General features: G+C 69.4%; 11 protein-coding genes and 1 pseudogene. 7 read left to right on the forward strand and 5 right to left on the reverse strand.

From position 1 onward, the window contains the following. Positions 1 to 27 precede the first annotated feature (27 nt). The 5 genes and pseudogenes from AZL_RS19650 (at position 28) to AZL_RS19665 (ending at position 4,651) form a co-directional block, all read left to right on the forward strand. Entirely contained in the window at positions 28 to 288 is a 261-nt protein-coding gene (locus tag AZL_RS19650; protein ID WP_012976213.1) for a hypothetical protein, read from the forward strand. A 269-nt stretch (positions 289 to 557) separates the two neighbouring features. Next, entirely contained in the window at positions 558 to 1,070 is a 513-nt protein-coding gene (locus tag AZL_RS19655) for a TRAP transporter small permease subunit (protein WP_247894363.1), read from the forward strand. Positions 1,071 to 1,093: 23 nt separating this feature from the next. Continuing rightward, positions 1,094 to 1,681, forward strand: a pseudogene (locus AZL_RS37670) (TRAP transporter large permease subunit); the annotation flags it as partial. Next, positions 1,635 to 2,573, forward strand: coding sequence for a TRAP transporter large permease subunit (locus AZL_RS35705; protein ID WP_012976216.1), 939 nt, complete (start codon positions 1,635 to 1,637; stop codon positions 2,571 to 2,573). The pseudogene AZL_RS37670 and the gene AZL_RS35705, both read left to right, overlap by 47 nt. 245 nt (positions 2,574 to 2,818) lie before the next feature. After that, positions 2,819 to 4,651 carry a bifunctional diguanylate cyclase/phosphodiesterase gene (locus AZL_RS19665; protein ID WP_247894365.1) on the forward strand — a complete coding sequence of 611 codons (1,833 nt, stop codon included), beginning with the start codon at positions 2,819 to 2,821 and terminating at the stop codon, positions 4,649 to 4,651. Positions 4,652 to 4,684: 33 nt separating this feature from the next. On the opposite strand, the gene AZL_RS19670 is transcribed toward AZL_RS19665, so the two are convergent. Next, positions 4,685 to 6,073 (reverse strand): 2-oxoadipate dioxygenase/decarboxylase HglS, encoded by a 1,389-nt coding sequence (locus AZL_RS19670; protein ID WP_012976218.1) that lies wholly within the window; start codon positions 6,071 to 6,073, stop codon positions 4,685 to 4,687. Between the two features lie 103 nt (positions 6,074 to 6,176). Continuing rightward, entirely contained in the window at positions 6,177 to 7,100 is a 924-nt protein-coding gene (locus AZL_RS19675) for a LysR family transcriptional regulator (RefSeq protein WP_012976219.1), read from the reverse strand. A gap of 191 nt (positions 7,101 to 7,291) precedes the next feature. On the opposite strand from AZL_RS19675, the gene AZL_RS19680 reads away from it, so the two are divergent. Then, entirely contained in the window at positions 7,292 to 8,587 is a 1,296-nt protein-coding gene (locus AZL_RS19680) for an NAD(P)/FAD-dependent oxidoreductase (protein WP_012976220.1), read from the forward strand. Positions 8,588 to 8,605: 18 nt separating this feature from the next. Here the strand turns inward: AZL_RS19680 and AZL_RS19685 are convergent, their stop codons facing one another. The 3 genes from AZL_RS19685 to AZL_RS19695 form a co-directional block, all read right to left on the reverse strand. Continuing rightward, positions 8,606 to 9,307, reverse strand: coding sequence for a CBS domain-containing protein (locus AZL_RS19685; RefSeq protein ID WP_012976221.1), 702 nt, complete (start codon positions 9,305 to 9,307; stop codon positions 8,606 to 8,608). A gap of 338 nt (positions 9,308 to 9,645) precedes the next feature. Further along, positions 9,646 to 9,852: a hypothetical protein gene (locus tag AZL_RS19690; RefSeq protein ID WP_042444310.1), complete on the reverse strand. Its 207-nt coding sequence runs from the start codon at positions 9,850 to 9,852 to the stop codon at positions 9,646 to 9,648. 303 nt (positions 9,853 to 10,155) lie between these two features. After that, complete coding sequence (locus AZL_RS19695; RefSeq protein ID WP_012976222.1) at positions 10,156 to 10,941, reverse strand: IclR family transcriptional regulator; 786 nt, start codon at positions 10,939 to 10,941, stop codon at positions 10,156 to 10,158. A 144-nt stretch (positions 10,942 to 11,085) separates the two neighbouring features. On the opposite strand from AZL_RS19695, the gene AZL_RS19700 reads away from it, so the two are divergent. Then, positions 11,086 to 12,660 carry an ABC transporter substrate-binding protein gene (locus AZL_RS19700; protein ID WP_012976223.1) on the forward strand — a complete coding sequence of 525 codons (1,575 nt, stop codon included), beginning with the start codon at positions 11,086 to 11,088 and terminating at the stop codon, positions 12,658 to 12,660. Positions 12,661 to 12,702 lie beyond the last annotated feature (42 nt).

The raw sequence follows: 12,702 nt of genomic DNA on the forward strand, positions 1-12,702 counted from the left end.
CAATCCTTCATATCGAGGACCGGGATCATGAGCAAAGCGATCATGTGGGCCGAAGCCGATGCCCGCGGTTTTGAAACCGAATGCCTGTTCAACGAGGACAACCGCAGCTACGAGGTGCTGGTCTCCGCCAAGGGGTTGGGGGCCAAGGGTCTGGGAATTGGCCGGGCGGAGAGCTTTCCGGTGGTCGAGGACCCCGGCCTGGGCATGAGCCCCGCCGACCTGCACCAGTCGATCAAGCTGGCCGACCGGCTGGTGTGGGAGATGGAGCGCTCGCTGGGCGACCTCTGACACGGGAGGGGAACGGCGGCGACGCCGGTCCCCTGGAGAACGGAGCGGGGCGGGGTGCGACGGCATCCCGCCCCGTTTCCATGCGCGCATGCCGGCATAAGGGGAAAACACGGGATCGACACATTGCTGAAGATGCGGACTATCTGATAGGTCTGGGTGGCCGGACGCCGTCGCCCCGGCCCTCCACCCCGTTCCCGCTTCCCACCCCGGTTCCGCAGCCCTGGCGCCCGCCGATGTCCTCAGACCGCGTCCCTCCGTCCTCTTCCCCTTTGCCCGCTTTTCCCCTGGCCTCCGCCCCCCGGCTTCCACCCCCGCTTCGCCGCGCCGACCGGCTGCTCGGCCGGATCGTCGGGGCCGGACGCTGGCTGGTCTTCGCCGTGACCCTGCTGCTGTTCCTGCAATGGCCGTTGCGCGACCTGCTGCAAGCCTATTCGCGCGAGGCCAACGACCTCGCCCAGTGGCTGTTCGCGCTCTATGTCTCGATGGCCGTTCCCTATGCGACGCGGGCCGGCACGCATCTCGCCGCCGACAGCCTCGGGCACCGGCTGCCACGGGCGTTGCGGGCGAGGCTGGACAGGCTGGGCGCCCTTCTGGTGCTGCTCCCCTGGTCGCTGTTCATCCTGGTCACCGGCTGGGGGATGGTCTCCCGCTCCGTCCTGCAACTGGAAACCTTTCCCGACACCTTCAATCCGGGATACTTCATCGTAAAGGCCAGCGCTTGGCTCATGGCCCTGCTGACCCTGCTCCAGGCCCTGCTCGACACCGCGCGCGGGAGGAGTTGAGCATGGAGGCGGCGGGCCTGGTGATGCTGGTGCTGGTCGCGGCCTTGCTGACGACCGGCCTGCCGGCCTGGGTGGTGCTGATCGCGGTGTCCCTGTCCGCAGCGGCGCTGGGGGTGGCGGCCGGCGGGCTGGATGGCGGGCTGCTGATGGCGCTGGCGCCGCGTCTCGTCGGGTTGCTGGAGAACGACCTGCTCCAGGCGCTGCCGCTCTATGTGCTGATGGGCGCGCTGCTGAACCGCCTGCCGCTGGCCGGGATCCTGTTCCGGGCCGGGACGGCGGCGATGGGCGGCCACCGGTCGGGGCCGCTGGTCTCCGCCATGGGGCTGGGGGCGCTGCTGGCGCCGATGAACGGGTCGGTCGCCGCCAGCGTCGCCACCCTGTCGCGGGTGGTGCTGCCGCGTCTGCGCGCCCATGGCGTCCCCAATGGCCAGGGGCTGGCCGTGGTCTGCGTGGCGAGCACGCTGGGCGTCGTGGTACCGCCGTCGCTGGTGCTGATCCTGCTGGGCGACGCGATGATGCGCGCCCACACCGAGGCCGCGAACGCGATCGGCCCGGCCGCCGGACATGTCGTCCGGGTCATCAACACCCAGGACGTGTTCCGCGGCGCGCTCGCCCCGGCGGGACTGTTCCTGGCGCTGTGCCTCGTCCTGTCCTGGTGGAGCGGGCGGCGCCGGCCGGCGGCGGCGCCGGCCGGCGGCGGCGCCGGACGGGCAGGCCCCGGCCGAGCCGCCGCTGGGCCTCGTCGGCTGGGTGACGGCACTGGCGACGCTGCTGTTCGTCGGCGGGCTGCTGGCGGCGGTGGCGGCGGGGTATCTCTATGCGGTCGAGGCGGCGGCGATGGGGGCGGTGACCCTGCTCGTCTTCGGCCTCGCCAGCCGGTCGCTGGACCGCGCCGCGATGGAGGCGGTGCTGCACGACACCATGGCGGTGACGGGGGCGTTGTTCGCCCTGTTCGTCGGCGCCACCACCTTCACCCTGGTGTTCCGCGGCTTCGGCACCGACCGGCTGCTCGACGGGCTGGTCGCCGCCCTTCCCGGCGGCGGGGCCGGGGCGACGCTGGGCGTCATGGCGATGATCGCCGCCTGCGCCTTCGTGCTGGACGCCTTCGAGATCATCTTCGTCGTCATTCCGGTCCTGATGCCGCCGCTGCTGGTCCGGGTGCCCGACGCGGTATGGGTGTCGGTGCTGGTGCTGCTGACGCTCCAGGTCAGCTTCCTCATCCCGCCGCTCGGCTATGCGGTGATGATGGTGCGCGGCGCCGCCGGGGCCGGGGCCGGGGCCGGGGCCGGGGCCGGGGCCGGCGACATGATGCGCGGGCTGATCCGCGCCCTGGCCCCCTATCTGGCCGCACAGGCCGTGGTGCTGGGGGTGACGCTGGCGGTCCCCTCCTTCGTCCATGTGATGGAGCCGGCGGACGATCCCAACGCCGCGCCGGCCTTGAGCGACGAGGAGGCCAGGAACCAGCTCCGCTCCATGATCCCGATGCCGGCGGACGACGACTGACGGCATCGGCCGTCCACGCCCGCCGCGGCTGGGGTCTTTGTCACCTCCCGATCCGCGACCGCGGCAACGCCCCCGCGCCGGCGCGATGGAAAGCCGTGGGACTCCGGCAGAGGCAGGGCTGAACCGCGCCGGCTCCCCCTATGCCGCGCCGCGGCGGTCGGCTAGGCTGATTGAAAGAATCGGTTGCGGGACAGGTACCAGGATTGCTCGAAGACGATGATGCGCGGATCGCGATGACGACACCCATGACGCCCGCCCCGACCGCGCCGCCGATCCCCGCCCGCGAGGCGGAACGGCTCGCGGCACTCCAGCGATACGAGTTGCTCGACACCCCGGCGGAGCCGGCCTTCGACCAGATCACCCGTCTGGCCGCCAAGCTGCTGAAGGTGCCGGTGGCGCTGATCTCGCTGGTGGACCACGACCGGCAATGGTTCAAATCGCGGATCGGGCTGCCGGTGCGGGAGACGCCGCGCGAGCATGCCTTCTGCGCCCATGCGCTCGCCTCCGATGCGCTGTTCGTGGTCGGCGATGCCCGGCGGGACGATCGCTTCGCCGGCAACCCGCTGGTGACCGGCGACCCCAACATCCGCTTCTATGCCGGAGCACCGTTGCGCACAGCCGACGGGTTGGCGCTCGGCACCATCTGCGTGATGGACGACCAGCCCCGCCCGGCCCTGACCCCGGAGGAGGAGGAGGCGCTGCGCGACCTGTCGGCGATGACGATGGCGCATATCGAGGCGCGGCGCGCCGTCGGCTACCTGCATCCGGTCACCTCGCTGTCCAACCGCTTCCGCTTCCTGGCCGACCTCGATGCGCTGCTGGCGGCTCCGGCGGGGGGCGATGCGCTGGGAACGGTGGTGGTGATCGACACCGCGGCCTCCCAGCAATTCGCCGAACTGACCCGCGTGCTGGGGCAGACCTGCGCCGACGCCTTCGAGATCGATTGCGCCCGCCGCATCGCCGCCGGCCTGCCGGTACGGACCCGGCTCTATCACCTGTCGCCGGCCCGTTTCGCCTGCATCCTGCCGGAGCGGCCGGGCGGCGGGGCGGCGGCGGACGCTCTCCCCGCCATGCTCGGCCGCATCGGCGCGGCGCTGCACAACCCGTTCCTCTATGACGGCGTGCCGATCACCACATCGGCCGGCATCGGCTTCGTCTCCCGCCCGGAGCGGCCGGCGGAAAGCGTCGAGTTGCTGCGGGCGGCGACCAGCGCCGCCCACCAGTCCCTGGAAACGCGGAAGCCCTGGTGCGCCTATGACGCGGAGCGGGACCGCGCCGCCCACCGCAACTTCCTGCTGCTGCGCAGCCTGACCGAGGCGATGGGCGGGGACGGCCAGCTCCATATGGCCTATCAGCCGAAGATCGACCTGCGCACCGACCGGTGCATCGGCGCGGAGGCGCTGCTGCGCTGGACCCATCCGGAGCTGGGGCCGGTCTCTCCGGCGGAATTCGTGCCGCTGGTGGAACGGACGGCGCTGATGCGCCCCCTGACCGAATGGGTGATCGCCGCGGTGCTGGCGCAGGTAGCCGGTTGGCGCCGGCGCGGAATCGCCCTGCCGGTGTCGATCAACATTTCGATGCTGGACCTCGGCGCCGGCGATTTCGCCGACCGGGTGGCGGCCATGCTGGACAGCCACGGCGTGCGGACGGACTGGATCGATTTCGAGGTGACGGAAAGCGCCCTGATGACCGACCGGGCGGAGGTCGATCGCCAACTCCTCGCCCTGCGCCGGATGGGGATCGCGGTCGAAATCGACGATTTCGGCACCGGGCAGAGCGCCCTGTCCTACCTGAAGGACATTCCGGCGACGGCGGTGAAGATCGACCAGCGCTTCATCCGCTCGATCGCCACCGAGCGGAACGACCAGATCATGGTCCGCTCGACCATCGATCTCGCCCATGAGCTGGGCTATCTCGTCGTCGCCGAAGGGGTGGAAACGCGGGAGGCCTATGAGTGGCTGCGCCGGCACGGCTGCGATTTCGGCCAGGGCTATCTGATGTCCCGGCCACTGGCGCCGTCGGCCTTGGAGGACTGGCTGGCGGCGGGGGCCTTCCGTCCCGCCGCCCTGCCGGCCTGACGTGCGATCCGACGGAAGATCACATGCCTGGCGTCACGCCGCCGCGCGGCAGGCGGCGATGGAGGCGCGTTCGACCGCCGCGTAGAGGTCGAACGGGTCCAGCACCGGGATGCCGAGATCGGCTTCGAAGCGCTGCTGGTTCGGGCTGGCGGCGAAATCCTGCCGGGCGTCATCGCCCAGGTTGGACTGGAAGATGCCGGCGGCGCTGACCGGCAGGAAATCCTCGTACACCACCGGGTCGAAGCGGACGAGACCGGCCTCGATCAGCGTTTCCAGATCGCTCCCCGGCGCCGGGGGGGCCTTGCGTCCGGCCTCGGTCAGCGTATAGCTGAAATAGCCCAGCCCCTGGCGGCGGATCTCGTCCCAGCTGTCGGGGAAGGGGGCGAAGACCTCCCCGAGGGAGGCCATGTACCGCGCGGCGTTGGAGCCGTCGGCGGCCGGGGCGACGATGCGGCGGGACTCCTGCAACAGCCGGTCATAGAGCGCCCGCCCCTTCGGCGTCAGCGCGATGCCGCGCTGTTCGATCTCGCCGAAGCGGGCGGTATGGACACCCGGACGCCAGCCGTCGCCGCCGCCAGCGCCGGCCTGGAAATCGACCGGCTCGCTCAGCGCCTTGAAGGAGGTCTGGCGCAGCAGGATCGGGCAGCGCCGGGTCGGCGGGCCTTCCACCACCGCCTTCGGCGCGATGCCCTTTTCCGGCATCAGGCGCTGCACCGCGTCGATGTCGAGCGTGCGCGGCGTCAGATGGTTGATGTGCGGCCCCTTGAAGGACACCACGTCGGCGATCAGCCGATGGGCGTCATGCAGGCGCTTGTAGAGCTCCAGCGGCACATTGGCCCGGCTGTGCCAGCGGAAGGTCTCCAGCGCCTCGGCGACGAAACGGGCGGCGTCCTCCTCGTCCAGCCCGCCCTCGGCCTCGGCCTGTTCGATCAGGGCGAGACAGCCGGGGGTGAATATGCTGCGGGCCGCCAGCACCCGCTCCGCCTCCCCGCGCAACGCCGCGTCGGCGATCAGGTCGAGCCGCAGCAGCGAGGTGAAGACGCGGAAGGGGTTGCGGTTCAGCGCCGCCTCGTCCACCGGACGGAAGGCGGTGGAATGGACGGGTACCCCGGCCTCCGACAGGTCGTAATAGCCGACCGCCCGCATGCCCATCACCGCGAACAGCCGGCGCATGGTCGACAGTTCCGCCGCGGTGCCGAGGCGGATGGCTCCGTGGCGCTCCTCGGTGATGCGGTCGAGGCCGCCGCCGGCCTCCAGGCGATGGCGCTCCGCCGGATCGGCGGCCAGCACCGCCGCGTTCACCTCCGACACCAGCTCGACGAGCGTCTGATAGGCCGGCACCTCCGTCCGATACATCTCCGACATGGCGCCGGAGAACAGGCTGCGGATCGCATCGGGGCTCAGGATCGTCTGGACGCTCATTCCAAATCTCGCTCGCGTTGGCTTGCCGGACCGGTCCGGTCCCTTCCAGGCTCCAGCTATAGCAACGGCGTGCGGCGATGGATTGCGATTGTTTTTCCCGACTTCATGAGGAAAGCTCATGACCCTGGGATAGGCGGCACTCCGCCGTCTCCGCCAGGATCCAGTCGCGGAAGGCGGCGAGCGGCGGATAGCCAGCCCGTTCCGCCGGCCAGACGAGGTAATAGGCGTTCCCGCTCTCCATCGGCAGGTCGAGCGCCGGCACCAGCTGGCCCGACCGCAACTCCTCGCCGATCAGGAACAGCGGCGGCAGGGCGATGCCCAGCCCGGCGACGGCGGCCCGGATGGCGGTGGCGAACTGGTCGAACAGCATGCCATGGACGCCGTCGGCCGGGCTGTCATGACGGTCCAGCCAGCGCTCCCACGCGTCGGGTCGGCCGGTCAGATGCAACAGCGGGGCGAGGCGCAGCTCGGCCGGCTGGCGGAAGGCGAAACGGTCGCGCAAGGCCGGGCTGCAAACCGGACTTACGGTCTCGCGGCGCAACAAGGCCATCTCGCCGCCCGGCCAGTCCGGCTTGCCGCAATGGATCGCCGCGTCCACCGGGTCCAGCCGGAAATCGAAGGGCGCCATGCGGGTGACCAGATTGATGGTGATGCCGGGATTGCCGGCGAGGAAACCGGGCAGGCGCGGTGCCAGCCAGCGCGCCCCGAAGGCCGGCAGGACGGCGATGCTCAGCGTGCCGCCGAAGGGGTTGGCGCGCAGGTTCAGCGACGCGGTGCTGATCCGGCGCAGGGCGTCGCGCACCTCGCGCACATAATACTCGCCGCCGGCCGTCAGGCGGATGGTCTGGCGTTCGCGATGGAACAGCTCGACCTCCAGCAATTCCTCCAGCGCCTTGATCTGGCGGCTGACGGCGCTCTGGGTCAGGGAGAGTTCCCTGGCCGCCGCGGTGATGCTGCCGGTGCGGGCCGCGGCCTCGAACGCCGAAAGCAGCGCCAGGGAAGGAAGGAAGCGGCGGGGACTCCGCATCTCATTCTCACACGGAATGACTGGTTGAGGAAACATCACTTGGCCGGAGGGCGGTCGCAAGTCAATCATTCCCGTCATCATCGGGGCGGAGGCGGCCTGTTCGGCCGATGTTCGCGGCGGCGGGGTGTTTCCCGCCGGGAATGATCGGCGGCCGAAGAGCAGGAACGACAGGGACAAGAGGACGACAAGGGATGCAGAACGATCCGCGGTCGCACGGGCTTTGGGAACGCAGCGCGCCGGCCGCACCGCCGACCACCGCCTTGACCGGCCCGCTCACGGCCGACGTGGTGATCGTCGGCGCCGGCTACACCGGCCTGTCCGCCGCCCTGCATCTGGCCGAAAGCGGTGTGGACACCGTGCTGGTGGAGGCGGTGGAGATCGGCTTCGGCGGGGCCGGACGCAATGTCGGGCTGGTCAATGCCGGGATGTGGGTGATGCCGGACCAGCTGGTCAGCACGCTGGGACCGGTCCATGGCGAGCGGCTGATCGAGCTGCTGGGCGACGCCCCTCGCTCCGTCTTCGACCTGATCACCAAGCATGGCATCGCCTGCGAGGATGAGCGCAACGGCACGCTCCATTGCGGTGTCGGCACGGCGGGCCTGCGCGAACTGGAGCAGCGGGCGGCGATCTGGCGCAAGCGCGGCGCCCCGGTCCGCCTGCTGGACGCCAGGGAAACGGCGGAGAAGGTCGGGACCGAGGCCTATAGCGGCTCGCTGCTCGATCTGCGCGCCGGCACCATCCAGCCGCTGGCCTATGCCCGCGGGCTGGCGGCGGCGGCGATCGCCGCCGGTGCGCGCCTCTTCACCGCCAGTCCGGTGCGGTCGGCCGACCGGAGCGGCGGCAAATGGATGGTGCGGACGCCGGGCGGATCGGTGACCGCCGACTGGGTGGTCGTCGCCACCGATGCCTACAGCGTCGGCCCCTGGGCCCGGCTGCGCACCGAACAGGTCCATCTGCCCTATTTCAATCTGGCGACGGAGCCGCTGTCCGAGGCCATGAGCAAGGCCATCCTGCCGGAGCGGCAGGGGGTGTGGGACACCAGGCAGGTGCTGAGTTCCTACCGCTTCGACCGCCAGGGCCGGCTGGTGTTCGGCAGCGTCGGCGCGCTGCGCGGGACCGGCGGCGCGATCCATCGGGCCTGGGCGCGGCGGTCACTGGCCGCCCTGTTCCCGCGATTGGGACCGGTGCGTTTCGAAGCCGAATGGTACGGCCAGATCGGCATGACGCGGGACAATCTGCCCCGCTTCCACCGGCTGGACCGTAACGTCATCGCCTTCAGCGGCTACAACGGCCGCGGCATCGCCCCCGGCACCGTGCTCGGCCGCTGCCTGGCCGAGCACATCACCGGCCGGCTGCCGGACGCCGACATGCCGCTGCCCGACACGGCACCCGATACGGTGCCGGGCCGGGCGCTGCGCGAGGCCGTCTATGCGTATGGGGCGCAGGCCACCCATCTGGTCGGGGCGCGGCTGCCGGGGCGGTTCTGATCCCGCCGCCGCAGTGGGTCAGAGCCCCCAGGCGCCGCTTTCGGCCGGATCGACGACCTGGATGTTGTTCTCCACCGCCTTGACGCCGGGAACGCCCTCCGCCGCGACCCGCAGGGCGTCGCGCTGGGATTCGCTGCTGACGAAGCCCCAGAGCTGGACGGCACCGTTGCGGACGACGATGGCGTCATGCGAGCGGGAGTCCCAGGACAGCTCCTTGACGGCGGCGGCCACCCGCTCCTTCAGGACGCGGTCGTCCAGGGCGGCGGCGGGGGTTTCCGGCGAGACGCTGGCCAGCGCGCGCAGCAGGTTGGCGCGGCTGACGATGCCGACCAGCGCCCCCCGGCTGACCACCGGCACGCGCTTGATCCGGCGCGTCTCCATCACCCGCACCACCTCGTCCGGCGTGGCGTTCTCATCCACCGTCACGACATGGCTGGTCATGACGTCGGCGACCCGGCGGGCGTGGGACTTGATGAAATCCTCCGCCGGCACGGTGCCGCCGGAGACGAGGCCGAGCCACCAGGACCGGTGACGTTCCGTCCCCAGCTCGACCCGGCGCAGCAGGTCGCCTTCGCTGATGATCCCCACCACCTTGCCGGCGGCATCGACGACCGGCATGCCGCTGATGTTGTTCGCCAGCATCTTGCGGGCGGCTTCGGCGATGGTTTCTTCCGGGCCGATGGTGATGACCCGCGGCGTCATCAGATCGATAGCCTTCATCGTTTCTCTCCCCTTGAGGTCGTTGGCCGTGATGTCGTTTGACCAACGGAGCCTAGGAGATGAACAGTCGAGGGCGATTGATCTACAGCAATTCGGGACCGGGCTTTCCGCATGATGGAAAATACCGGATCCCGGTCCGCAATTTTGGGGCCGGTCAAGGAGATACCGGTATTTGCGGACGGAATGGCGTTACTCCGCACCATCCCCGTTCCAGCCGGCCATACGGCGTCCGGGCGATCGCCCGTGGCGACGGAAAGATGGATTCAGCAAAGGGAACAGCAACTGGACTGGGCACTGGAACGGTTCGGGCCATGGCCCGCGCCGTTCCGTATCCTCGATCAGCGGGCGGCGTCGGCGACCGTTACCGGCATCGACTTCACCATTTCCATGGCGACGGCGGCGGTGGCTTCGTCGGCGGCCAGGATAGCGTTCGGGTTGGTCATCGACAGCAGCGAAAAGGCGCCGAACAGGGCAAAGCAGACGACGATGCGGATGACGGCGAACTTGGCGGCGAACACGGCGGAGTCAGCGTCGAGCGTGGTCATGGCGGTCTTCCTTCAAATTCGGTTTCAAGTTCCGACGGCCGGTGTCGCGGCCTGTTGAGGAAGATATTGCCACGTTCCCGCATGCGCGAAAGCGGAGACATCACATTGCTGTTCTTGCCATTTTGCATCGCAGCATAGCGCTACGAAAGACATCATCCGGCATTCATCTGGACCGGACCGCCCCTTTCGCAGCGCTCTATGAGGAAATATGGACCTTTCGCAGCGCTATTACTGTGTGCCGCCTGACCTGATTTAAAACATCTGGTACGGCTTCGTCAAATGGCAAGACCGGGGACCGCAGCATCAGCGCCCCGGCGACAGCCGTTCGCCGCTGGCCTTCAGCGTCTCGATCATCTCCCGCTGCGCCTCCTCCGTCGTGTCGGCGGGGACGACGAAACAGATGGTGGCGATGCAGCGTCCGGCCGGATCGCGGACCGGGGCGGCAAGGCAGGTGGTGAAACGGTCGACCAGGGCGGTGGTGCGGACATAGCCCTGGGTGCGGGCGCGGCGGATGTCCTCCAGGAACTCGTCCTCGGCGATGCGGCGGCCGTCGGGCAGGATGAAATCATCGGGGGGGATGAAGCGGCGGATCTCGTCGGCATCCATGTGATCGACCAGCAGCCGGCCCGACGCCGTCCAGGGGATCGGCACCTTGATGCCGATCTCCGAGCTGATGCGGAACATGCGGCGGCCCGGTTCGTTCAGCACCACCAGATATTTGTCGCCGTCCAGGGTGCAGAACTGCGCGGTCTCCCCCACCGTCTCGGCGATGTGGGCGACCTCCACCCGCGCCTTGCGGATCAGATCGACGCTGTCGAGATAGTCGCTGCCGTAATAATGCATGGCCGGGCCGAAATAGACCGTGCCGTCGCCGTCGCGCAGTTCCAGCCAGCGCGCCTCGACCAGCGTGTTGACCAGCTCATACATGGTGGAACGCGGGGTGCCGGTATCGCGGGCGATGTCGGCGATGCGCGTCGGGCTGCGCCGGCTGTGCAGATGCTCCATCAGCGCGATGACGCGGTCGATGCCACGGGCGCGGCCCGTCGATTTCTCCTCCGCCTGCTTCACCGCCGCTTCGCCGTTCTTCATCTGATCCGCGCTCCCTCGTCTCCGCACAACCGATTAGCACGCGGATTTTCGGCTTGCCAGCGGTCTTTGTCCGATATACCGTTCGTTTGTCTGGAATACAAGACCGACGTCCGATATTTCGGACAAACGGTTCGGGAGACGGAAATGACAGGGATCACGCGACGTCTGTTCAACACCGCCCTCGGCACGACGCTGACCGCCGGCGGGCTTTCGACCGGCATTTTGGGGAGCTGGAGCACCGCCGCGCGGGCCCAGCAGGGCGGCGCCTCGGTGGTCACCGTCGCCACCATCGGCGAGCCGCCGACGCTGGACCCGGTCGGCACCACCTCCGACCTCGTCAGCATCATCACCCAGCACATGTTCGAGACGCTGTTCACCTTCGACGGCGACTGGAAGCTGGCGCCGCTGGTGGCGTCGGCCCTGCCGCAGGTATCGGCGGACGGCCGGACCTACACCATCCCGCTGCGCGGCGGCGTCACCTTCCATGACGGCGGCACCGTCACCGCCGACGACGTGGTCGCCTCGCTGGACCATTGGACCAAGGCCTCGCCGCGCGGCAAGACCGTCGCCCCGCTGGTGGAGAGCATCGCCGCCAAGGGTGCCGACACCGTCGTCATCGCGCTGAAGGAGCCCTTCGCGCCGCTGACCGCGCTCCTGGCGATGAACAACGGCGCCGCCGCCATCGTGCCGAAATCGGTCATCGACGGGCCGGGCGCCCTGAAGTCGCTGATCGGCACCGGCCCCTACAAGCTGCTGGAACACAAGCCCGACCAGTATATCCGGCTGGTCCGTCATGACGGCTACGCCTCCCCCGCCGGCACGCCCAGCGGCTATGCCGGCAGCCGCAAGGCCGTCATCGGCGAGGTGCGCTTCGTCCCGGTGCCGAACGCGGCGACCCGCGTGTCGGGCGTTCTCGCCGGCCAGTACCAGTTCGCCGACAGCCTGCCGGCGGAAACCCTGCCGCGCCTGACCGGCGCCGCCGGGGTCAAGCCGGTGATCGTCAAGCCCTTCGGCTTCCCGCTGATGATCATGAACACCAGGACCGGCGTGATGGCGAACCAGAAGGTGCGTCAGGCCGTGCTGGCGGCGCTGGAGCCGGGCGACATGCTGCTGGCGGGCCTCGGCGATCCCGCCTTCGTCCAGGCCGAGGGGTCGATCTACGCCCAGGGCACGCCCTATTTCGACGCGGCCAGCGCCAAGGCTTACGCCGACCACACCCCCGGAAAGGCGGCGGAACTGCTGAAGGCCGCCGGCTACAACGGCGAGCCGATCCGCATCATGACCTCGGTCCAGTACGAGTTCCTCTATAAGATGAGCATGGTGGCGCAGGCCCAGCTCGAACTCGCCGGCTTCAAGGTCGATCTCCAGGTGCTGGACTGGGCGACGCTGCTGCAACGACGCGGCGACGAGAAGGCCTGGGACGCCTTCTTCACCTACCACACCTTCGTGCCGGAGCCGTCGCTGATCACCGTGCTGAACCCCAGCTATCCCGGCTGGTGGGACAGCCCGGCCAAGCGCGAGGCGCTGGCCGCCTTCAACCGCGAGATGGATCCGACGGCCCGCAAGACGAAATGGGTGGCATTGCAGACTCTGTTCTACAGCGAGGTGCCGAGCGTCAAGGTCGGCGAGTTCTACAACCTCGCCGCCAGCAGCGACAAGCTGACCGGCTACACCCCGACGCCCTGGCCGTTCTTCTGGAACACCGACCTGAAGGGCTGAGGGCGGTTGGATAGCTCCCTCTCCGGATAGCCCCCCTCTCCC

The sequence above is a fragment of the Azospirillum sp. B510 genome, from assembly GCF_000010725.1.
Classification (GTDB): Bacteria; Pseudomonadota; Alphaproteobacteria; order Azospirillales; family Azospirillaceae; genus Azospirillum; species Azospirillum lipoferum_B.